The 23,595-nt window shown below is 57.3% G+C and carries 14 protein-coding genes; 9 read left to right on the top strand and 5 right to left on the bottom strand.

Annotated features, from left to right (window positions below; translation table 11 throughout):
* Window positions 1-240 precede the first annotated feature (240 nt).
* A complete protein-coding gene (locus tag G7Y31_RS09595; protein WP_165010085.1) occupies window positions 241-5,187 on the bottom strand; it encodes a DEAD/DEAH box helicase in 4,947 nt (1,648 codons plus the stop codon).
* 225 nt (window positions 5,188-5,412) lie between these two features.
* Between G7Y31_RS09595 and G7Y31_RS09590 the strand changes: the two genes are divergently transcribed.
* The 5 genes from G7Y31_RS09590 (at window position 5,413) to G7Y31_RS09570 (ending at window position 11,388) form a co-directional block, all read left to right on the top strand.
* Entirely contained in the window at window positions 5,413-6,843 is a 1,431-nt protein-coding gene (locus G7Y31_RS09590) for an APC family permease (RefSeq protein WP_165010083.1), read from the top strand.
* 1 nt (window position 6,844) lies between these two features.
* Window positions 6,845-8,146, top strand: coding sequence for a type I glutamate--ammonia ligase (locus tag G7Y31_RS09585; protein WP_165010081.1), 1,302 nt, complete (start codon window positions 6,845-6,847; stop codon window positions 8,144-8,146).
* A 301-nt stretch (window positions 8,147-8,447) separates the two neighbouring features.
* Window positions 8,448-9,323: an amidohydrolase family protein gene (locus G7Y31_RS09580; RefSeq protein WP_244977374.1), complete on the top strand. Its 876-nt coding sequence runs from the start codon at window positions 8,448-8,450 to the stop codon at window positions 9,321-9,323.
* Window positions 9,307-10,512: a M20 metallopeptidase family protein gene (locus G7Y31_RS09575; RefSeq protein ID WP_165010077.1), complete on the top strand. Its 1,206-nt coding sequence runs from the start codon at window positions 9,307-9,309 to the stop codon at window positions 10,510-10,512. Before G7Y31_RS09580 ends, G7Y31_RS09575 begins: the two co-directional genes overlap by 17 nt.
* 15 nt (window positions 10,513-10,527) lie before the next feature.
* Entirely contained in the window at window positions 10,528-11,388 is an 861-nt protein-coding gene (locus G7Y31_RS09570) for a MurR/RpiR family transcriptional regulator (protein ID WP_165010075.1), read from the top strand.
* 29 nt (window positions 11,389-11,417) lie between these two features.
* Here G7Y31_RS09570 and G7Y31_RS09565 read toward each other — a convergent pair whose 3' ends face one another.
* Genes G7Y31_RS09565 through G7Y31_RS09555 form a run of 3 tightly spaced genes read right to left on the bottom strand, consistent with a single transcriptional unit; the run spans window position 11,418 to window position 14,680 of the window.
* Entirely contained in the window at window positions 11,418-13,034 is a 1,617-nt protein-coding gene (locus G7Y31_RS09565; protein WP_165010073.1) for a thiamine pyrophosphate-binding protein, read from the bottom strand.
* 9 nt (window positions 13,035-13,043) lie between these two features.
* Window positions 13,044-14,033 (bottom strand): agmatinase, encoded by a 990-nt coding sequence (gene speB / locus G7Y31_RS09560; protein WP_165010071.1) that lies wholly within the window; start codon window positions 14,031-14,033, stop codon window positions 13,044-13,046.
* A gap of 38 nt (window positions 14,034-14,071) precedes the next feature.
* Complete coding sequence (locus G7Y31_RS09555) at window positions 14,072-14,680, bottom strand: helix-turn-helix domain-containing protein (RefSeq protein ID WP_235922968.1); 609 nt, start codon at window positions 14,678-14,680, stop codon at window positions 14,072-14,074.
* 362 nt (window positions 14,681-15,042) lie between these two features.
* Here G7Y31_RS09555 and G7Y31_RS09550 point away from each other — a divergent pair, with 362 nt between their 5' ends.
* The 4 genes from G7Y31_RS09550 to G7Y31_RS09535 all read left to right on the top strand — a co-directional run bounded on the left by G7Y31_RS09550 (window position 15,043) and on the right by G7Y31_RS09535 (window position 21,212).
* Entirely contained in the window at window positions 15,043-16,617 is a 1,575-nt protein-coding gene (locus G7Y31_RS09550; RefSeq protein ID WP_165010067.1) for a sodium:solute symporter family protein, read from the top strand.
* A gap of 130 nt (window positions 16,618-16,747) precedes the next feature.
* A complete protein-coding gene (locus G7Y31_RS09545) occupies window positions 16,748-17,938 on the top strand; it encodes a class II histone deacetylase (protein ID WP_342356031.1) in 1,191 nt (396 codons plus the stop codon).
* Window positions 17,935-19,416 carry an APC family permease gene (locus G7Y31_RS09540; protein ID WP_165010063.1) on the top strand — a complete coding sequence of 494 codons (1,482 nt, stop codon included), beginning with the start codon at window positions 17,935-17,937 and terminating at the stop codon, window positions 19,414-19,416. The genes G7Y31_RS09545 and G7Y31_RS09540 overlap by 4 nt, the downstream gene beginning before the upstream one ends.
* Window positions 19,417-19,931: 515 nt before the next feature.
* Complete coding sequence (locus tag G7Y31_RS09535; RefSeq protein ID WP_165010061.1) at window positions 19,932-21,212, top strand: AlbA family DNA-binding domain-containing protein; 1,281 nt, start codon at window positions 19,932-19,934, stop codon at window positions 21,210-21,212.
* Between the two features lie 760 nt (window positions 21,213-21,972).
* On the opposite strand, the gene G7Y31_RS09530 is transcribed toward G7Y31_RS09535, so the two are convergent.
* Entirely contained in the window at window positions 21,973-23,487 is a 1,515-nt protein-coding gene (locus G7Y31_RS09530) for a PucR family transcriptional regulator (protein ID WP_165010059.1), read from the bottom strand.
* Window positions 23,488-23,595 lie beyond the last annotated feature (108 nt).

The following is a 23,595-nucleotide window of genomic DNA, read 5'->3' as shown; positions in this document are numbered from 1 at the left end:
CGTCAATGAGCTCTTCTACTTTGGGCTTGCACCCTCACTGTTGGACTATGTGGTCGTGTTCGTGTTGTCCAAGGCCACGCCCTAGAAGTACTGGTCGCCTGGCTGCCGCACCACCCACGGCGCGCCACAGGAGGCAGAGAAGGTTCGGCAGTAAACAGCGGCGAGCTCTGCGGATGTTCATAGGCCGCAGGGCTCCATCTCGCCTAAGAGTAGGAACTGCCCTCGAGCCTCTAGGCACCCCTACTCCACGCCATCCTGCAACCCATCAACAATCGCCACGGTCTCCATAGCCACTCGCACGACCTTGCCCACCAGGTCCACGATGTAGCGCGGGTTACCCACTTCATCGGCCCAATCGTTCGGGTCTTTCACAATCCCGGAGTCCTTATCGGGCTTGACCTTGTAGCGGTCAATTAGCCACGCCACGGCAGAGCGCGAACCTAGCATGTACCGGTCCGCTTCCTCCGGAATGCCGCTGATGGTTACACGCTTGTTGTAGGTCAGCATGGTCACATCGTTGGGTTTCTTTCCGGTGACAGGGTCTTTCTCCTTCTTCGCCCACGCCATCTTGGTCACGCGCCAGGTCTCCCGGTCGTTCTCATCACCGCGCACATCCAGTGTCAACGGCCACGGCTCGGCATCCTCATAGTTCACATGCAGGGCCATAAGCTTGGCGCCTGCGTCTGCGAACTTGTCAAACTCTTCGCGCGTAGCTGGGGTCTCAATGTGCGGCAGCATCTTTTTCAAGTCCGGAGCAAACGCCTCACGATAGACAGGGGCATGCAGCTTGCCGTAGACGAAGTGGAAGATGTCATCGCCGGAAATATCAGCGCCGAGTGTTTCCCGGTACAGCGCCTTAATCTCCTGAGTGATGTTGTCTACGCGCACGTAGCCGTCCACCACCTCACCAATCTCACCATAGGCACTGGCCTCACCTGCACCTAGCTTGCCGACGCCCTGCCCGAACAACGCACCATCATCCCCACCCTCGGCAGGTTCCCAGGTAAACCGCGGGAAGAACTGGCCGGTATCAAGGGTATGCAGGTTAGGCAAAAGGTCTGTAGCAATAGCACCAAACTCATAATGAGAGGATGCCCCGGTCAATAGGTACCCGATGTTGGTGTGCTGCGGGGTCGGGAACATCGACGGCAGCTGGTAAGTGTCATTATTGAGCTGTCGCTGAGGATCGAAATAAATGTGTTGCTTCGTGAATGGTCGATATAGGCCAAGTCGGAACCCATCGTTACGCACTGAAATCTTTTGCGCCTTAACCACTTGGCTCTTGTTCTTGCGATCCCAACTGAATTTCGACAGGTCTAAATCTTTACTTAAATCGGCAAAGTCAACCTTTTGACCCGCATCAAGGAGCCCTGAAACTCGTTCGGCAACTTGATTATAATAGTCGGCGGTCGCGTGAATTTCTTGGTGAACCGCTGATTCAGAGAAATTCGTTGCCCATGCATCGCGGGAGGTCTTAAGTCCTGAGGAGAACGTGGTGAAGAATGTAGTGGAATCGCCCTTCTTCTCACCAATGACGGGCCAGGTGACGAAATCAGTGGTGCGTTGACTCAGCCAATCACCCTGTTCATTCGGGGCGATGGACTGCCACTCGATAGTGGATGATGAACTAGTCGCAGTGAAGTTGAGCTTGTCCTGCTTGGTGGCGTAATCCGGCAAGCCGTAGTAGTGAATGTTAAAACCGGTTTTTGCTGGGTCCTTAACTCCTAGGAAGATACTCACGCCCACGCGGATATCGAAGACGTTGCCACCTTCCTTCTTCCCCAACTCACCGCCAGAGCGTGAATTACCTCGTAGATTCAGCACATACACATCGGTGAAGTCCTCAGCCATCGAAAGCCGAACACCGCCACCAGTATTACCGTCGAGCCACCCATTGTTGGACACAAAAGCGACGATGCCTTGGTCCTGGATACGGTCAGTGGCCCAACGGAAGGCACGCAGGTAAGAATCATATAAGGAACCTTTACGCTGAGCAGTGGACTTCGCCGCATACGTCTCGGCAATACGCCCATCCAACGTCGGGTACTTCATGTTCGCGTTCAGATCATTGGCGTTCTTCTGTCCCGCGGAATACGGTGGGTTGCCGATGATGACGTTGATGGGGGCAGCCTTCTGCCGCTCGATGCGCTCATTGTTGTTTTTAAAGACTGTGAGATCCAGGATGTCGCCGTCTTCATGGATCTGGAACGTATCCGCCAACGCAATGCCACCAAACGGAACGTATTCTGGTTCGGGTTCACCGTTGCGTTGGGCTTCCTCCGCCCTCAGGGCGTTATAGGTGGTCTCAATGTTGACGGCAGAGACGTAGTACGCCAGGAGCATAATCTCAGTGGCGAACAACTCCCCGGCATACTTACGCGCAATATCCTCGGGTCGAATCAACCCCGACTGCAACAAACGCACCATAAACGTCGACGTCCCAGCAAACGGATCGAGAATACACACCCCCTCATCCGTCAATCCCTTACCAAAGTGCTTCACCGACAAGTCGTTGGCAGCACGCAGGATGAAGTCCACGATCTCCACAGGGGTGTAGACAATACCGAGGGCCTCGGCCTGCTTCTTGAAAGCCTTCTGGAAGAACCGCTCATACAGGTCCTTAATCACCTGCTGCTTACCCGCAGCACTCGTCACCGCCTGAGCACGCTTACGCACCGTGGCGTAAAACGCTTCTAGTGGCTCCGTTTCGGACTCCAGGTTGGCATCGGCTAGGGCATCGGCCATGCGTTGCATGACTTGGGCTACGGGGTTATGCGTGGCGAAGTCGTAGTCGCTAAACAGGGCGTTGAACACCGGGGCGGTAATCAGATGTTGGGAGAGCATGCTGATGGCTTCAGCCTCGGTAATGGAATCATTGAGGTTGCCGCGCAGGCCTTCCACGAAGGCCTCGAACTCGGCGCGTAATTGCGGGGAAGCGTTCTCCACCAAGGCGGTAATGCGGGTGATCTGGGCTTGGGCGATGGAGGCTACATCATCAGCCCAATCCTCCCAGTACGTGCGGGTGCCGACCTTGTCCACCAGCTTGGTGTAGATGGCTTCCTGCCATTTCTCCAAGGAGAATAGGGCGATCTGCTCGGCTAAGTCCTGACGGTCACCCGGATCGCTATCCGGTGTCTGGCCTAACCGGTCAAGCTGCTTGCGCGGGTCGGTGATGTGGTCAACCTCAATGGCGAGAGTGTCCCGATTATTATCATTCAACGCAAGAGCGTTCACGGTTGCGTTGAAACGGTCATCATGGGCGCGCAAGGCATTCAGAATCTGCCACACGACCTTAAACCGGGCATTATCTTGCAGTGCTTCTGAGGGGGAGACGTTCGGTGGCACAGCTACCGGCAAGATGATGTAGCCGTAGTCCTTCCCCTCGGACTTGCGCATCACGCGCCCCACAGACTGGACCACATCGACCATGGAATTACGCGGGTTGAAGAAGATTACTGCATCTAGTGCTGGGACGTCTACGCCTTCGGAGAGGCAACGGGCGTTGGTGAGGATTCTGGTTTGTTCCGTGGTGATGTCGGATTCGAGCCAGGAGATCTTCCCATTACGCTCCATGGCATTCATCCCACCATCGACATGCTGACAGGACGCCTCCAGGTTGGCGTTGAGCAGGCTCACGTCCGACAGTGCCGCTGCTTTATGCAGGGAGTGCTGGTAGGCGCTAATGAGCTTCGGGTAGTTCTCCGCGATCTCCTTCGAGGTCTTGATGTCCTTGGCAAAGGCCACACTGCGGCGCATGGGCACGGCATCGACCTCAAAGCCGGACTTGGTGCCTTGCTCTTTACCGGAACGCTTAGCCAGGCCATTCCACGCACCAATCATCGCGGAGGCCAGTGAGAGGTTCAGGCTGTGGTCTTTCATGTCTGCCATGGCCCCGGCGGTGACGTCCTCATCCACCGTCATCACCAACACCTTGTAATCAGTGAGCAGGTCGGCCTCCACGGCCTCACCGAAACCGAGGCGGTGAAACTCCGGGCCGTAGATGGCTTCATCATCCATCGAGGCAATCTCTGCCGAATGCTGCTCCGCCTTCGACTTCACTGTCTCGTCGTATAACCGTGGCGTCGCAGTCATATATAGTCGGCGTGCTGCCTGGATGTAGTCAGCGTCGTGGATGCGCACGAAGTTGGAGGCGTCCTCCCCGGCTAGGGTGACCCCGGTGGTGCGGTGGGCTTCATCGCAAATGACCAGATCAAACTCATCCAGGCCTGCGGCCTGGGCGTCATGGACGGCCGGTAGCGACTGGTAGGTGGAAAACACCACATGCAGACCCTTAAAGCGCTTACCACCCTGGTTCATACGCTCGGCAATATCAGCACCCGTGGTGGACACCGGGACTTCCAGGTCGTAGGAGGCAATATCTTCGGCCTTTTTGCCCACCTTCGTATCCGAACACACCGCATACGCACGCAGGTCCACCTGAGCCTGGGCAGTCCACTCCTTGAGTGTTTGGGATAGCAACGCGATAGACGGCACGAGGAACAGCACGCGGGCACGGCCCTGATTCGCCTGCGCGATCTTCTCCGCTAGACGCAGCGCGGTAAACGTCTTGCCCGTACCGCAGGCCATAATCAGCTTGCCGCGGTCATGGGTCTCAAACCCCTTTATCGCGGCATCAATCGCGGCCTGCTGATGCGGGCGAGGGCTAAACGTCTGGCACTTGGATAAGTTGATCTGGATATCCGAGCCAGGGAAAGCCACATCCCAGTTAATGGGAGACTCCGCAATGGATGCCAAACCAATACGGTTGGTCGGGATAATCTGATCCGCCAGGGCCGCCTCAGCATTAGCCGACCAACGATCCGTTGTGGAGATCACCAGGCGGTGGGCAAAGTGTTGCGTTCCTTCTTCGGTATCGAAGGAGTGGCCGGAGGCCTCGAAGAACGAGTCCAGGTGGGACTTCTGGATAGAGGTGGTGGATTGGTAGAACTTGCACTGAATCGCCGTCCAGGACTGGTCCTCAGCCCGGCGAGCCACCAGGTCAATGCCGGTATCAGCACGGCCGCCGTTATACGGCCAGTCCACCCACCGAAACACCTGGTCATACTCAGCAGACAAAGTAGGGTCTGTGCGGAAGTAATTGACCATCAACTTCTCAAACGCAACACCATACTTGCCCTGCGGCTGATTATCACGCAGTTGCTCAAGGACCTCAGAGAACTTAGACATGCCCCATATTCTGCCCTATCGGGCTCCTGTGAGAGGCAAAACCCTGAAGTTTGTGACGTTAAAAGCTATCCGGGGCTCACGGGTAAGGGGACGGTAGCTCACCGCTGCCTGCAGGGCGCCTAGGAAGGTAGGTGTCCCGCCCCATTATGACTGCCTATTGCGCTGTGGCTCACACTGTGTAATAATCCTTTCAAAATCCGATGAATTTGGAAGGAGTCTTTCACGATGAGTACATCGCAATCACCGCCTCGTGGTGGGCCAAGGGTTCTCAATACGTATGAAGTCGCAGCTATCTCAATAGGGTTTATGGGGCCAGTGATGGCGATGTCTCTTAACGGGATCGGGGTCGCGGGACTGGTCGGGGCGGCCGTTCCTTTCACCTTCGCGGTAGCTTTCGTAGGTTCGCTATTCGTGGCCTATGCCTTTGTGAGGCTTCTGCAGAGGATCACCCACGCAGGCTCTGTGTATGCACTGGCGGGGGTGACTCTTGGCCCTAAAGCTGGCTTCTTTGGAGGCTTTGCTCTTCTGGGGACCTATATTTTTATGACCTCGTGCATCTTGGGGGCTTGTGCGGTCTTCTTTGAGGCGATGCTCGGAGAACTCGGCGTGGATTCATCGCGTATGCAGATGTGGCTCATCGTTCCGGTTGTGGTGGTTGCTGTGGGGTTATTCGTTAATCTGCGTGAGTCGCAGATAGCCGCTCGGACTACGCTGGCGATCGGTATGGTAGGCATCGCGGTCATGGTCCTTCTCGCGCTTGTCATCTTGTTCCGCGTCGGGATGGGCAATGCTCCGGTAAATACTGGCATAGATTTCTCTGTGCTTACTCCGCGCGGAAATAGCTGGTCAGCCATCATGACAGCTTCAGTTTTTGCGTTTCTCTCTTGGGCGGGATTTGAGTCTGGATCATCGCTGGGCGAGGAAACTCGGGACGCGAAAAAATCCATTCCGGCAGCATTACTCGCGGCTGTGGGGATTGGTGGCTTGGTTTACGTGTTTGTGATGTTCGCTCAGACAATCGGGTTTGGAACGGATGCTGCTGGAGTAGCAGATTTCGCCAGTTCTTCGTCCACATTGACCACGCTAAGCTCCCGCTACATTGGCCCGTGGTTTGCTGTGCTTATTTCGGTGATTGCCTTCGCGGTTGCTTTCGGGTCGTTTCTAAGCTCAAGCGTAGCGACGTCGCGACTGCTCTTTGCACTTGCGCGTGATGGATTCGGCCCGAAGTTCTTGACCGAGGTCCCCGAGGATAAGAATGTTCCGGTCAAGGCCGTCTGGGTCTCTCACCTGCAAGCTCTAATTCTGGCTTTGGCAGTAGGCCTGATCGGCTTTGGCTCGATAGAAATCTATTATTGGTACGCAACCCTTGCGACCCTTTGCATGGTCGTGGCATACGGAATGGCCTCGGTTGGTGCAGCGAACTTCATCCTCAGGGGGCATGGCGGCCTGGCAAAGTGGGAACTCATCTTCCCAGTACTGGCATTGGGCTACTTGAGTTTTGTCTTTTTTGTTCAGATTGTGGGGCAAGGACCTCCTTACACCTATTTCCCCTGGATAGCGGCGCTGTGGTGTGTGGCGGGGCTTGTGATTATTCGTCTTCGACCGTCGTTGGCCAAGAGGATTGGCGAGCGACTAACCAGAGAGGAAATTGTCTAGTATGTTGGCAACAGAGCAAGCCACGTTTACATTCATCGCGACCAGCGACATATCGGCGAAAGCAAAGGGCAGGGCGGTTGCCTCGTCCGATTTCTCCGCAGACACCAGCGTTGGCTGGGTTCCTGCGAACTTAGGAATCGGGCCATTGGGATACATTGTCGATGGTATTCCATTCTGTTCAGAGGGTGACCTGCGGCTACAAGCAGATTCTGCTTCCCAGTACCACATCGCGGGTTTACCGGGCCGGGCACCGTTCTCCGTGTGCTTTGCTGATACTGTGATGCCTGATGGTACGGCTTGGAGCTCATGCGCGAGGTCGCTGCTCAAGGAAACGCTACAGCTGGCGAAAGACCGATATGGGTTGACCTTCAGTTGTTCGTTTGAGCACGAGTTTGTGGAAAAGAACTCTGCCCTGAACACACACCCGTTCTCTTTCGAGAACTTCCTGCAAGGCGAGCCGCTGGGGTCAACGATATTCTCAGTTCTATCCGCTGCGGGCGTGGAACCTGAATGCTGGTTGCCGGAGTATGCACCCCATCAGTACGAACTAACTTTGAAACCAACCGATCCCGTTAGTGCGGCGGACCGGGCCATACTGCTAAGGGAGGTAGTCAAGGAGTCATTCAAAGCGGCGGGCAGGGAAGTCACGTTTAGCCCAGTTGCGGTCCCTGATGGTGGCGGCACTGGGGTTCACGTTCACTATGGAATTTACGGGGAAGGTGGTGAAATCGTGGCGTTTGACCCCGAACGCCCAGGTCGACAGAGTGAACTTGCTGCCCGGTTTAACGCGGGGGTGGTTAAGTATGCTCCCGAAATGACGGCATTATTCGCGCCGCTATTGGTTAGCTATCAACGGCTCCGGCCAAATAACTGGTCCGTTGCCAAAGCATTTTGCGGTTTGCAGAACCGTGAGGCTCTGGTTCGTATTTGTCCGACCAATGAAATTGGCGGGAGGAAACCTGATCGGCAGTACCATTTCGAATTCCGTGGAGGTGACGTTGGCGCGAATCCGTGGACTCTGGTTACTGCTATCCTCAGGGCCGGGTTGGCAGGATTGGAAGAAAACCTTGATCCCGTGAAAGTCTATGAAGGTGGAACGGGCCCCGAGATTGCTGCTGAAGCAGTGTCACTCCCGGGCAGCCTGAAGGAGGCGCTGGCCCGGTTCGAGGAATCAGCGGTAGTACGGTCGTGGTTCTCCGAAGAATGGGTCCAAACGTTCCTGGCAATCAAGCGGAATGAAATTGAGTCTCTCAGTAGTCTGACTTTGAAGGAGCAGTGTGAAGCATATGCGAATCTCTACTAATCAGGCGGGCAACCGTGGCTGGGAGCAAGAAGAGCTTGGCTCATGCATCGCGGGGCTTCCGTTCTTTGACCATCACTGCCACGGCGTAGTGAAGAACTCGCTGAACCGAGATGACTTTGAGAGCCTCATCTCTGAATCCAGTAGTCCCGCTACGCCTGGTACGACGCGGTTTGATAGCAATATCGGGTTTCAGATACGGCGGTTGTGTGCTCCAGTATTGGGGCTGCAGAGCTTTGCGGAGCCCGACGAGTATTTGGAGGCGCGTAGCTCCCTCCCGACCGACACTGTAAACCGGTTGCTCATGCAACAAGCGAAATTGAGCAGATTGGGCGTCGAGACGGGGCATAGTCCAGATATCATCACCTCACCAGAAGAATTGGGGCACCTAGCGAGTGCTCGAAGCTATGAGATTATTCGCCTCGAACGCCTGGCTGAAGACATTGCGCAGAAGCTGGCCGCTGATAAAGCTGGGGACTCTAGGCGCCTGCAAGAGTGCTTCATCGGAAAGGTGCAGGGCTCCCTTGTGGAGGCTAAGAATTACGCTATTGGCGTGAAGTCCATAGCAGCGTACCGTGTGGGCTTAGATTTGGATCCCGCCCGGCCGACGCTAAAGGAACTGGAGCTAGCCGTCACTGAGTTCGTCCGTACTGGTGGCGTGCGCTTGGAGGATCCCGTCATTATCCGTTTCCTACTGTGGCAGGCGATTGACCTGGGCTTAGCGATCCAACTCCATGTCGGATACGGTGATGACGATGTTGACCTGCACCGCTGTAACCCGCTTCTAATGACAGAGCTATTCAGGCGGACCATTCATACGGGCGCGCGGTTCATGCTCCTTCACTGTTACCCATTTCACCGTGAAGCTGGGTACCTGGCTGATGTCTTCCCTCACGTGTATTTTGATGTGGGCTTGGCAGTCAATTACACAGGCGCGCAGGCCTCACAAGTAATAGCTGAATCTTTGGAGCTGGCGCCATTCGGTAAGATTCTGTTCAGCACAGACGCATATGGACTGCCCGAACTATACCTGGTAGGGGCAGAGTTGTTCCGGCAAGGACTGACAAAAGCTCTGTGGCGCTTCCATACAGAGTCGGCATGGCCCATCGAAGAAGCCATGCGCGTAGCCAGAATGATTGCGGTAGATAACGCTGTACGAGCCTATGGAATTGAGGAGTGAGTTGGCTACAGAGAACTACACCAACACGAAGATTGTGGATCAGTGGCTAAGGGAATTGGACGCGGTCCTCCCTCGAGCCGTGGCCCTTCGGCATGAGATCCACAGCAACCCGTGTCTGAGCGGGGCTGAGGAACCCACCGTGGAATTGTTTGAACAGTGGTCGGGGCTGAAGCTGGAACGGGTAGCTCAGACTGGTGGATTGGTACGGATTGGGCAGCCTACGGGGCCTGCCATTGCACTTCGCGCAGATTTGGACGCATTGCCTGTTCAGGAACAAACTGGCTGGTCCTGGGAGTCGCGCAATCCCAGCGTTATGCATGCCTGCGGCCACGATGTCCATCTTGGGGCTTTGTTCGCGGTTGTGGAATCGGCCAGGGGAATTGATTTGCCTGTGTCCATGGTTGGAATACTCCAACCGAGAGAAGAGACTTATCCTTCTGGTGCCTTGGACATCACGGAAACTGGACGACTCAAGGAACTCGAAGTCCAGCATGTGATTGGTGCACACGTACATCCACAGCTTCCTCTAGGCAGCGTGGCCTGTGACGCCGGATTCATTAATGCGGCAGCTGGAGAGATTGAGATCCACATTTCCGGAGCGGGTGGACATGGAGCGTATCCTCATCATGCCAATGACGTAGCAGCGGTGACAGCGCAGATTGCACTGGGGCTTAATGAAGTCGTTCGGCGCAACTTGAACCCAATGGACCCGGCTGTGGTTAGCATTGGGACGATTAGCGTTGGCGATGGTGCTGCCAATGTGCTTCCAGAACAGGGACGCATTCTAGCGACTGTAAGGGGGATTTCCCTGGAAAACAATGGGCTTTTAGCTGACAAAATCCGGCAGTTCGCGTCTTCGGTCGCCTGCGGTTTGGATTGTGTCGCTGAGGTGGATTATGCACAGGGTGAACCCGAGCTAGTTAATGACGCCGAGCTGGCTGCTGCTTTCGGCATTCTTCGCAAGGAGTTCGGGCTCGAGGCAGCGGCGTCAATGCGCTCCCTGGGAGCTGATGATTTCTCCTTCTACTCCCGCGATCTTCCGTCGATAATGTGCTTCGTGGGAGTGGGCGACGAAACCGCCAGTTCATTGCATGATCCTCGATTTCTCCCCGGAGACGAGGCTGTTGGATGTGTGGCAAGAGCTCTGATTTGTGGGTTCTTGGCTGCTGCCCAACGCATGGGAGCCTAAAGGCTCAGGATGAAAATGGAACAGAGTATTACGGAGAAAATCAACGTAGCTTTCGCGGGCCTGACGGCCGCAGAGAAACAAGCAGCGCGGACGCTAGTTCAGAACTTCCCGTGGGCGGGAATGGGAACTGTTGATGATTTTTCCGCAGCTGCCAATGTGAGCTCAGCGACCATTGTCCGATTTGTTCAGAGCCTAGGGTTCCGAGGTTTCAAGGAGTTCCAAAAGGCTCTCATCAGGGAGTCGGCTTTGCGTGATGTGTCTCCACTGGCCAGGGCAGACGAAGCAGCAGGGCCTCTCGCACCCAAAGATTCTGGCCTGGTAGGGGTGTTCCGCGGGGCTGGTGCTTGGTACGTTGAGGGAATCGCTGAAACTTTCGCCAATACCAACATGGAGGAACTGGTTGCTGCGGCGAGTATTCTCTCAGACCCAAGCAAAAGAGTGTTCGCCTTTGGCGGCACATTCTCGCACGTACTCGCTCAGCACCTGGTGTCGCAATTGCAGCTTTTTCGCAGCGGTCTGCACTATGTGAGGACGGGGTCGTTGGAGATGTCGGACCGCCTATCCTCAATCGTTGAAGGGGACGTGTTTGTCTGCTTTGACTTCCGGCGCTATTCCATGGCGGCGTTGAACTGTAGTCAAATTGCCGCGGAGAGAGGCGCAAAGGTGCTGTTGATAACTGACCAGTGGTTGTCGCCAGCATCCAAGTATGCCACATCCACATTGATTGCACGTGTGGAAGCGCCCGGCCCCTCGGACACCATGGTTCCTGCCTTTGCGATGGTGGAAGCCTTGTGCGAGTGCGTGGTCGATGCCCTTGGGGAAAGTGGTCTGAAGCGGCTGCGGGCAATTGAAGCGTTGCGTGGCGGAGAGATCTGATTTTCCTTGCAGGCGGGGGTGTGGGGGTGCTAGCGCCCTAGGTGCGTGGGATCCCACATTTTCAGCAGGGTTTCTACGACCACGATGTTGGGGCCGTCGGCGGCGAGGGCTTCGGACAGGCAATCTTCCAGGCCAGCGAGGTCGGTCTTGCGAGTGGGGATGCCGAAGGCTTGGGCTAGGGCTACGAAGTCGGGGCGGTGGAGTTCGGTGTGGGTGGCTTTGCCGAAGGTATCCGTCATGTACTCGCGCAGGATGCCGTAGCCGCCATCGTCAATAATGAGCCAGGTGACAGGGATGTTGTGCTGAGCGGCAGCGGCAAGCTCGGCGATGGAGTACATGGCGGAGCCGTCGCCGGAGACCGCCAGGACGCGGTGACCAAGGCCAATTGCACCGCCGAAGGCGGCAGGGAAGCCAAAACCAATGCCGCCAGCTCCCTGCGCGGAGTGGAACTGGCCCTCTTGTGGGTCCCACACATTCCAGCCCCAATACGCGGCGATGGTCATGTCCCAAAACGTCTGCATGTCAGTCGGTACAGCGGCACGGATTGCTGCCATGAAAGCGCGCTCGTTGGCCAGGTCCTGCTGGTCTAGACGGTGAGCGATTGTGCCTTTGACTTGGGCAACTTGGCCGGAGACGTGGGGCTTGTCAGGAATGGGGTCAAGTAAGCGATTAATTGCGGCAAGAGCCAGGCTAGCATCGCTGCGGATACCAAGGCCAGGATGGTTGGACGCAAGGACCTGGTAGGCGGCATCGATCTGGATGATTTCGCCGCGCGGGGCCATGGTGAAGTAATTGGAGGTTACTTCGCCTAAGGAGGTACCAACGGCTAAGAGGACATCGGCAGCCTCAAGCAGCTCCGTGACCGCAACGTCTTCGATCCAGCTGCCCAGGGACAGCGGATGGTCCACGGGAAAGCCACCCACGCCGCCGGGGGTGCAGATGACGGGGGATTGGAGGGCATCGGCAAGTTTAAGCAGCTCAGCGCTACCCTGGGCAGAACGGCGCACGCCACCACCCGCGATGATGGCGGGACGCTGGGCACCGGAAAGTAAAGCGGCAGCGCGGCGCAAGGAAGGGGTATGGCCGCGGACGGCAGGGACAGTGGTGTCGAGGTCTTTAGGCGCGGGGATGGTGGTTTCTTGCAGCAGGACATCCTGAGGGATTTCCACCCACACCGGTCCCTGCGGAGCGGTCATGGCCTGGCGCCAGGCGTCCTCAATTGCGTAGGGGATGGCGGAGACCTTGTGCACAGTGGCCTGGAACTTGGTTACATTGCGGGCAGACTCCTTTTGATCATCGAGCTGATGCAGCATGCCCTTGCGGCGGCCGCCCAAACCGGATTCGGGAATCTGCGAGGCAATGACCACCATAGGAACACCGGTGGCATAAGCCTCCTCCAAACCAGCCAGGGATGTTAGCGCCCCGGGACCGGTGGAGAGGAAGAGCGCTGCAGGCTCACCCGTGGCCCGCGCGTAACCATCGGCTGCAAAGGCAGAGTTGTTCTCCACGCGGGAGGAGATAAACCTTAGCGGGGAACGGGAGAGGGCATCAAAAAGCCCCAGTGCATGCTGGCCGGGGATGCCGAAGACAGTGCTAATGCCCAGGGCCTGCAGCGTTTCCACAACGAGGTCGCCACCATTGCGCATGAGTGCTCCTTAGATGTGTGCCAGGCGGTCAGCGATGAGCGTGACCAGTTCATAGGTCACGTGGGAAGCGGCGATGCCGGTGAGCTCCGCGTGGTCGAAACCGGGGGAGACCTCAACGATGTCTGCACCGACAATGTTTAGTCCACGCAGCCCGCGCAGAATTTCCAGGAGTTCGCGGGAAGTCATGCCGCCAGCCTCTGGGGTGCCGGTGCCGGGGGCGTGCGCGGGGTCCAGGACATCAATGTCGACGGAGATGTAGAGCGGGCGCTCACCCACGCGCTCGCGCAGTTGTGTGACCACATCCCCGACACCGCGGCGGAAGATGTCTGCGGAGGTGATAATGCCAAAGCCCATGCGCTCGTCATCCGTCAGGTCCTTCTTGCCGTAGAGCGGGCCGCGGGTGCCCACGTGGCAGATAGCCTCGGTATCAATGATTCCTTCCTCGACGGCGCGACGGAAGGGGGTGCCGTGGGTGTAGTCCGCGCCAAAGTAGGTATCCCAGGTGTCCAGATGGGCATCAAAGTGCAGCAAGGCTACGGGTTGGCCTGCTCTTGCCGATGCCGCCCGTAGCAGCGGCAGTGCCACGGTATGGTCGCCACCGATAGTGACCAGGGTGGCACCATCTTCGGTCAGAGCCATGGCGTCCTTCTGGATTTCTGCAATGGCCTCTCCAATATTGAAGGGGTTGACTGCCATATCGCCTGCGTCGGCTACTTGGACTTGCGCGAAGGGGGAGGTATCCGTAGCTGGGTTGTAGGGGCGTAGCAAGCGGGAAGACTGGCGGATGTGGCCCGGGCCAAAGCGGGTGCCCGGACGGTAAGAGACCCCGGCGTCAAAGGGGATGCCCACGACCTTGATATCTGCGCGGCGGCCCTCCGCCTCCAAGTCGCGCAGGCGAGGTAGGAGGGCATAGGTGGCCTCGCCACCATAGCGGGGGACCAGGGCAGAGTTGACGGGGCCAACGTTGCCGTTGTCGATGACGCGTGGGGTTTCCAGCATGGGGGACTCGCTTTCTAGTTGTGAGTGTGGGTAATGGCTTAGGTTGCAGGCAGGGTAGAGAACCGAGGGCCGGCGGCGCGCGAGGAGCTTAAAGCCCAGAGGACTATTGCTGCGGTATCGCCGGGGTTTTCCCAGGTGTGTGGGGTAAGCCCAGCGAAGGTGGCGGTGTCTCCGGCGTGGAGGGTGAGCGTTTGGCGCTCGAGGATCAGGTTGAACGTTCCAGAGATGACGTGGAGGGATTCCACATCGCAGTCCATTGTGTAAAGCTCGGTTTCCCCGCGCCCGCCAGGGGCAATTTCGGCTCGGATGAGCTGGAGTTGCCGGTTCGAGGGGGGAGTCAGTAGCTGCTCAGTAATACCGTCGCCACCCAGGGAGATTAGTGGTGCGTCTTTGAGGGCGATGTACTCGGTTTCGGGGAAATCGAGGACCTCACCGGGGGAGACGCCTAGCACCTGGCAAATGCTGACCAGGGTGCTGACCGATGGGCTGGTGATGTCCCTTTCGATGCGGGACAAGAAGCTCTTGCTCACACCGGAGAACTCGGAGACTTGGTCCATGGTGAGGCGGCGCTCCTGGCGGATAGCCCGGAGACGTTGGCCTAGCTTGAGCTCTTTGCTGGAGGGCTCGATAGGTAGTGACTTGACCACGGCAGAACCTTTCTTGCGGCAACCTGCGTTGCCATTATGACCTTCGGGGACGCCCCTCGCGGTGCTTCTTGAGGGATGGCACCGTGGGGAGGGTCCCGAAAGTTGCATGATTGGCAACTGAAGTTGACTATAGCGCTATTCTTTGTGATGTGCAATACGGTTGACGGTTGGCTGTATTCCACTCTACTACCTGCGAAGATGGGGAATCTTCGTAGAAGGTATTGCTTTATAGGCAACTAGTGTTTAGTCTGGGTTCACACCATGGTGAGGCGCGTTACTTTTTGTTTTTTGGTTAGCGCGCGGCACATGGGGTGCTGTGGTGGCGGCAGATTCCGCCTCGACTCAACACAAAGGAAGCGAATATGGAATGGCTCGATATAGCCGTGGTTGCGGCGTACCTTCTGGCGATGGTCCTCTTTGGCCTGTGGGGCAAAGCTAAGACGTCGAACACTGATGATTACCTGGTTGCGGGGCGTAACCTTGGTTTCGCGCTCTACACCGGAACGATTGTCACGGTGGTCCTAGGGGGTGCCTCTGCCGTGGGCGGTGTGGGCTTGGGTTATAAGTTTGGGATTTCTGGTCTGTGGTTGGTCGCGGCCATTGGTTTGGGGGTTATCCTGCTGTCAGCATTCTTTGCCCCGAAGTTGCAGCGGCTGAAAATCTACACTGTGGTGGAGATGATGACTCTGCGCTACGGTACAGAGTCCACGCAGGTGGCATCCCTGGTGATGCTCGCCTATACCCTGATGCTCACCGCCACCTCCACCGGAGCGTATGCGTCCATCTTTATGGTGCTGTTTGGGTGGGACCGCTGGGTGTGCATTCTGGTTGGCTCTGCTGTGGTGCTAATTTACGCTGCTACCGGAGGCATGTGGTCTATCACGCTGGCAGACATGGCGCAGTTCGTCATCATGACTATTGGCGTGTTCGCTCTGATGTTGCCGTTCGGGCTACACCACGCCGGCGGTTGGTCTGCCATGCAGGATCGACTGGATGCGACCTTCTTTGATATCGGCGGCATGGGCTTGCAGTCCATTATTACGTACTTCGTTATCTACACCCTGGGGCTGTTGATTGGCCAAGATATTTGGCAGCGTGTCTTTACTGCAAAAACGGACAAGGTCGCGCAGTGGGGCGGGGTTACCGGCGGTATTTACTGCATTGTGTTTGGTGCTGCTGGTGCAATCATCGGTATGACGGCAGCTGTGGCCATGCCGGGGATTGAGAACAAAGATGATGTCTTTGCCCGAGTGGCCATTGATTTCCTACCTGTGGGCTTAGGTGGGTTGGCACTCTCGGCTGGCGTGGCCGCGATGATGTCTACTGCTTCTGGCGGGCTGATTGCGGCGGCAACGGTTGCGCGCACCGATGTTCTGCCTCTGCTCCGCAACCTCAAGCGCGGCCCGCGTACTCTGACCGCTGCAGAGGCTCAGGCTATGGCGCAACAAAATGCGCAAGCAAATCAGGCGGCGGAGGATATAGCGGCCTCGCGCAAGTGGGTTATCGGCCTGGGCTTGTTCGTAATGCTCTTGGCCATGGCGGTTCCTGATGTGGTGGCCGCGCTGACCATAGCCTACGACATTTTGGTAGGTGGGCTGTTCGTTGCCATCCTGGGCGGTTTGGTGTGGAAGCGTGGCAATGGCCTGGGGGCTGCGTGCTCCATGGGGGCGGGCTCGTTGGTAACCCTGGGCACCATGGGTTACCTTGAATTTACGGGTGATGAGCCAATGGCGGGCGTCTATGCCAACGAGCCCATTTACTTTGGCTTGGCTGCCTCATTATTGGTGTATGTGGTGGTGTCTTTGCTGTCCAAGTCCACGGACCCGGAAGTCCTGGCCGCGTGGCAATACCGGACTGTTCATGGTGCGCCGGAAGAGGGGCCAACGGCTTTCGGCGCGCCTGCGGAACACGCGGAGGGCACTCAGGACCTTCAGTAGGGGTTTAGTCAGGAGAAATGAAAACTTTTCTCGAAAAGGCTTCCATCGGTAGCGAATATCTGTTAGTGTGTCCAGAAACACAAAATGAACGCATTTCATTTTGGATCATCGAGACCCAACAGAGGAAGGAATGTCAATGGTGAAAAACTCAGATGGACATAAGCGAGTGGGGTATCTCTGGGACACCCTGTACGGATGGCATGACACGGGCACGGGCGGTAACGAACCCGCAGACCCTGCTCGCGGACTGCAACCTGTAAACCGGCACTACTCTTCACCAGAGCCGAAGCGGCGGTTGCATGAGCTTATTCAAGTCTCCCAGTTGCGCGGGCATTTGGTCCAGCTAGCTGCGAAGCCTGCCACCAGGCTACAAGTGAGTCGGGTGCATTCGGAGGGGCACATCGATAACATGTTGAAGCAGTCCCAGCTCCCGAAGGGCGGTGACTGCGGCGATGGGGGTTCGCCCTTTGGTAAGGGAGGTGCCGGCATTGCCCTCCTCTCCTCCGGAGGTGCAATTGAGTCGGTTCGCGCGGTGCTGGATGGCGAAGTCGACCAAGCCTATGCTCTGATCAATCCGCCTGGACACCATGCGGAGCGCGACCGTGGTCTGGGGTTCTGCCTTTTCAACAACGCTTCAGTCGCAGCGGCATATGCGCTGCAGGAGCGGGGACTAAATCGGGTTGCAATCGTGGACTGGGACGTCCACCACGGTAACGGCACCCAAGACATTTGGTGGGAGGACCGTGACGTGCTCACTATTTCCCTCCATCAGGACCGAAACTTCCCCGTCAATAGTGGATTTGTTTACGAACGCGGAGCGGGCCGTGGTGAGGGCTACAACCTCAACATTCCGCTGCCCCCTGGCTCCGGGGACTTGGTCTACACCACGGCGCTTCGGGAAATCGTAGCCCCGGCCTTGGCCAAGTTTAAGCCGGAGCTGATCATCGTCAGCTCTGGATATGATGCTGCAATGATGGACCCGCTGGGCCGAATGATGGTGACCATGGATGGCTACAAGCAGATGACCAAAATTGTCCTGGACGCTGCTAAGGAACTCTGTAATGGACAACTGGTAGTGGTTCAAGAAGGAGGCTACTGCCAGTACTATGTACCCTTCTGTGGCCTGGGCGTAATGGAAGTCCTTACCGAGCAGGACTCAGGCTTCAAAGATGAGTACCTGGACATTGTGGAGGGACAAGTTCGTGTGCACTATACCCAGGAGCAGCTTGATTATCTGCGGGATGCATATGCTTCCCACTTCGGGAACAGAAGCGCTGCGCTGGAAGAATTGGTCGCCGACACATGGGCGGGCAAACGATGACCGCTCAATCCCGTAATCTCAAAACCCACAACATTGTCTTCCTGGTAGTAGCCGCAGCAGCACCGCTGACTGTAGTCTCCGCCGGGGTTACCGCAGCTTATGCCGCCTCCGGGATGGCTGGCGTGCCACTGGGGTACCTACTATGCGGCGCACTGGTGGCGCTGTTTGCCGTGGGCTTTTGTGCAATGGCCAAGGAGATACCTAATACCGCAGCGTTTTTCTCATACGTCTCTGCCGGATTGGGGCGCAGTCATGGGCTGGCGGCCTCATGGCTAGCCATCGTTTCCTACACCGCAATGCAGATAGCGCTTTACTGTTTGTTGGGGTACACCGCCGCGAGTTTGATAAGCACGGTAGCGGGAGTTCACTGGCCGTGGTGGTTATTCTCCTTTGCCGCGTTGGGCTTAGTGGCATTATTAGGGCTGAAGTCCGCCGATTTTGCCTCGCGCATTCTAGGCGTACTGCTCGCGTGTGAGTTCACCGCGGTGATGTTCTTTTGCTTCCTGGCATTGCGTAATCCAGCCGATAGTCTGGGCGTGCAAACCTTCACCCCGCAGCAACTCATTGGCGCGGGCACCGGTACATTGCTGGCGTTTACCATCGCGGGGTTTATGGGTATAGAGAGCAGCGCAATGTATTCCGAAGAAGCCGTTAATCCAAGCAATACGATTCCGCGCGCCACGCTGATCTCGGTAAGCATCATCTCTGCCTTCTATGGGTTTTCCTCCTGGTGTATCGCACAAAGCACCGGCGAATCACATGTTGTTGAGCAGGCCCAGACATATGGTTCAGACCTCTTCTTTAACTTCATTGGTGAACGAGGCTTCCTGTACTTGGTGCCCGTTATCCAATCGCTCCTGGTGACTTCACTTTTTGCCGCTACCACTGCGTTTCATAACTCCATTTCGCGCTACCTCATGGCGCTGGGACGTGAGGAAGTGATTTGGAAGAGACTCGGGGTGACTAAGGGCAGCGGTGCGCCGGTGGCTGCGTCACTATTCCAGTCAGCCTTTGGGGTACTTGTTCTGCTAGCAGCTGTATTGGCGCAACTGCTCACCGGCTTCGACGAAAGCTTCCCGGCTACCGTCGTCTTTTCTTGGATGAGCAACGCCGGTGGCTTCGGCTTAGTGTTCTTGCTGTTGGTGACATCCATATCTGTGGTGCTGTATTTCCGCAAGACCCTTAATGCGTATTCATGCTTCGTTACCGTCGTTGCACCGGCACTGGCCATCGCCGGCTTTGGAACCATGTTTGTGCTAATTCTCACCAATTTCAGCAATCTCATCGGCGACGCGCAGCTGTGGTATCTGGTGTTCATTATCCCCAGCATCATCCTTTCCTGTGGGGTTGCGGGCTACGCGCGCGGAGAGTACCTCAAGCGGCATCGACCGGAGGTCTACTGCAACATCGGCTCGGGTCGCCCGCCAGTAATCACTGATTTGCTGGTCATTGAGGACACTGCACGGGCAAAGCGGTAACCTATCTGACGATAAATCCCGGTCGGCCGCTTCCCTCTTGAGGAAATGCACAAATGGCCGGGCCGGTTATTCCGGCTTTAAATAACCCAACGTGTGTTCGCTGGGCCTGCGGAGGGTAGCAGTGGGCTATCACCAATGGTCCAAGTTATCCACAGGTGTGCGATTCTTAAACTTGTACTCTGTCGGTCAAGAGTTTGATACTATGCCAATGTGCTTCACGCTTTTATTAATGAGCCCGAATGTACTGGCCGCTACCTTATATTGGCAGCGCTTGTGGTAGCTGATATTGCGGGTATTCGCACCCGTGAAAACCTGCGCGACGTCGGCTTGTACGATACTGTTATCGCCTTGGGATCCCCCACCGCTAGGTGGGTTTCACGGCGCAAGGGTTCATAGCCAACTGGAATACGCTTTCCTGAAGTTTTGTATTCTGTTACATCTATGTCGCGTGCGAGTTGTGTATGGCGCTGCTGAGCTCGCACGCGATAGTGAGAAGTCATAGTTTAAGGAGATTTGTGTTTACACCTATTCATAGAGCACTTGGGATTGAGGCAGGTGAATTGAATTCTGAATTGATTCAGAAGGCGATTGATGAAAGAGTGGAGGAGGCTAGTGACCTTGATTGGAAGCGAGACTTCTACAATCCGAAACACTCCGGGTGGGACGAAGAAGCTGCCAAGGATTTGGCCGCGATGGCTAACACGGGCGGGGGCTGGATTGTATTTGGCGTGGCAGAGGATGGTGTGAAAAATTCGGCCTGCCAAGTATCTCCCATAACATGGTCGGCGGATATTCAGCAGCGACTTCTTAGAGTCGCATACGCTAAGGTTGGTCCTCCATTAGTCGGTTTGGAGTTTCATGAGGTTCCTTGGAATGGGGTGGACGGCTCCGGAAGTATAGTTATGCTTCGAGTCCCTGATTCCCCGGATGCTCCTCATTTTGCGCGCAAGGGAGATGGTGCTTTCGTAGCGCCGCGGCGCAATGGCCCACACACGGTCTTTATGAGTGACCGCGAAATCGAACGTGGATTCCGGGAGCGATTTCAGTATGCCGATGACCAGGAGCGGCTCCTGCAGAATCGTTTTGAACAGGCTTGTGGGACGCTGCGACCTGAGAATGGACTGTTCTTATCATTGGCAGCAGTTCCTTATGAGCCGGTCCTGTCGCGCAAGCCAGTGGCGATGGAAGTTGTTTCGTGTTATGCGGATCAAGAAGGCATTTCGGAGCTATTCTCACGTGATTATTCAGTGGGGTATTGGAGTTCAGGGGAAGTGAAGAAGGGGCTCCGCCAGTGGGTGCTCCGCAACCGTCCTGAGTCGCACATATCTTACCGGAAGAATTTGTTTGACGATGGTACTGTTCTTGGCTCTTATCAGGTCGGTCTCCTGCATCGCGAGGACATGCACAGTGAGTACTATCCGGTCGGCGAGGTAAACCACTGTAAGAATGCAGATCTTGAAGCTGCAGTGATCGATTTTGTCACCATATTGCGAAGTCACGCCCAGGAGCGACAGGTGGGCGGTGGCTTTCGTCTTAGGGCGGGACTCGTGGGCGTAGCAAATGAACCAATCCGTATCCGTACTTTAAATACATGGTCTGGACGGCTGGACGAAGTTGAAAGAGGAGAGCCTATATCGAGATTTCAGCCGATTACGACTGATTTGGCACCGCTCGCGGAGGTGAATGAGCTGTTGCCGATTGTCAGTAGTTTCGCGCAGGACCTCATCAACCAAGGTGGTGTTCAGCGATTGACTGTAATACCAGAGGTGAATGATGAACGCCCAGTGACTTCATAGCGGTACGGACGGGGTTTCAGGTGACGGACCTCTTTTCCGTATTATTTACCTATTAGCTGCTCCTGTGGTGTCCCGGGAAGTTGGTCGGGGTGGTGTTCCGGGATGTTGGTAGGGTCGCCAACCCGGCGTTGTATAGCCAGGCTGGCGTTTGGGTTTAGGTCCGACAATCCAGCACACCACAGACTGTAGTCTCCGCCGGGGTTACCACAGCTTGTTGGACATTCGGGCAACTGGCAGACAGCGGATCTGGCTGCAGACGCACAGAAACCCCGATTAAACGGGGTTTCTGGCAATGTGGAGTTGCTTACAAGCGGCAATCTCTACGCGGTCCACGCTATCGTGTATACGCACCAGCGTCAAGTGCCGTGGGCGGAGGTCGAGGTGAGCAGGATGGAGAGGCCGAACTTCACGTATACTCGCCGCACAGCCACTATCTCGCGGAGGTTTACGACGTGGTTTCTCTGAAAAGATATCGCCTCCGGCTGTTTATTGCCGGTGTCTCGTGCTTAGTGGTTGTGGCCACCATCTTTGCGTTCTTCATTTCGCTGGGCCGGGGTCACCTGCTGAATTGGAGTGATGTAGTCCCCTGGATCGGTGGGGTAGTAATTGCTGCACCCCTGACTTTCGTGTGGGTTAAAAGTCGAGCGAAGAGCTTTCGGGAGCGTGAGAATCTCTGGGGCCCATCCACGCAGTAGATGGGATCCCGGTTTCGGTTGGTACTCGTGCGTGTGCGAGTGACCAACGGGCCCAATGGGGCAGCCTAGCCCGCCGCGTCCGGTTCGACGCTCAGCAGAAGCAGCTCGGCACGGGTGATGGGGTTGGTTAGGTCTGCGTGGCAGAGGGTCTGGATTTTGTCTATGCGGGCGCGGATGGTGTGGCGGTGTAGGCCCAGCTCGGCGGCGGCGGTGGCTAGGTTGGCCCCGGCTACCAGGTAGGTGCGCAGGGTGCGCAGGAGTTCGGTGCCGTGGGTGGCATCGTGGGCGCGCAGGATGTCGGTGGTGGCGGCACGACGGGTGGACAGGGCGGCGTGGACGTGGGGGGAGGCAAGCCAGGAGGGGGCGGAGGCATCGTAAGACTCAGCTGCACCTTGGGGCAAGGAGCGGGCGTGGGTGAGCAGGGCATTGAGGCGGGGCTGGGTGAGCTCCGTGTAGGCGGTGGCAGGCAGGATGGAGATGCGCAGGTGGGGTGCCAGGCGGCCAAAGAGCTGGGTGGGGGAGATGGTGGCAGTGGGGGGAAGAGCAATGAGGGCAGCGCTGTCCTGGGCAAGGGGGAGGGCAAAGTAGGCAACGCCGGTGCGGGTGGCGGCCTGGGAGAGCTGGATTAAGCAGCGTGACAGCCGCGCGGGGGAGTCTGCGGCCACAGCCAGGGCGGTGACCTCCCCGCGGCTGGCCACCGTATTCCACGCGGCCTTGAGTGCGGTGTGCTGGAGGGGGTCCTGCGGGCTGGTTAGCTGGGTAGATAGCGTTAGGGCGCCAAGCAGGGTCTGGGCGGCGGCATCGGGGTGCTGGAGCAACAGGCCCGCCAGGCCAGCTAGGTGGCGGATAAGCGCGCGGGCATAAGAATCGAACTTCTCTGCGCGCGAGACCGCCAGGGCAAAGCGGCGCTGGCCGGGGGCGGGAAAGACCGAGGTTATGGTGGCCAGGCGTTGGCCATCGCGGGTGGTGGTGGCCCGGGCGCCAGCAGAACGCCCGGTCTGCGCGGCGGCCTCCACGGCAGCGGGGGTGGCGTCGATGCCGCGGAAGTCCCGGCGTGCCACCGCCGCACCGGAGTTGCTGGCCAGGGCGACTGCGGCCTTGAGCTCCTGGGAGGCCTGGGCGGTAAGCGCCTCAATCCCACCGTGGGCCGCCTGGTTGAGGCGTTCTTGCTGGCGGTGCAGGGCGAACTGGGCGTTGTTGTCCAGGCGGGTTTGTTCCGCAGTGACCGCGCCCATAATCGCAATAAATGCGGTGGCGCGGGGGACTTCGAAGAGGGTCAGGTGGTGGCGGGTGGCCGCGGCGAGCAGCTGGGGCGGGACTGTGGCAAAGGTCAGGCCGGTGCCAAAGCCGATTCCGGCGACGTTGGCGCTGGCCAGCGCGGCGCAGTAACGCTCGAAGCCGTCTGGGTGCTGCTCGAAGGCCAGGCCCAGGGTGAGGATAATGGCGCCGGGGGCGGTGAATTCGGTGGGATCGGCCAGTTCAGAGGCGTGGATGGTTGAAAACGTTGGCTGGGCGGTGTTCAGCGGGCGCAGGCCCAGGGCGCGTTGGTTAAACAGCCAGTGGAAGGCGATGTCGGTCATGGGGTGCTCCTGAGGGTGCCGGGTGGGGCTGGGGTGTGCGGGCGGGACTGGCGCCGGGGGGTGTGCGGGCGGGACTGGTGCAGGGGTGTGCCGGGGAGGGCGGCTGGC

Origin of the sequence: Corynebacterium lizhenjunii (assembly GCF_011038655.2) — a bacterium.
GTDB lineage: Bacteria > Actinomycetota > Actinomycetes > Mycobacteriales > Mycobacteriaceae > Corynebacterium > Corynebacterium lizhenjunii.
The sequence above is the reverse complement of the archived record's forward strand: the minus strand, read 5'-3'. Positions and strand labels throughout refer to the sequence as shown.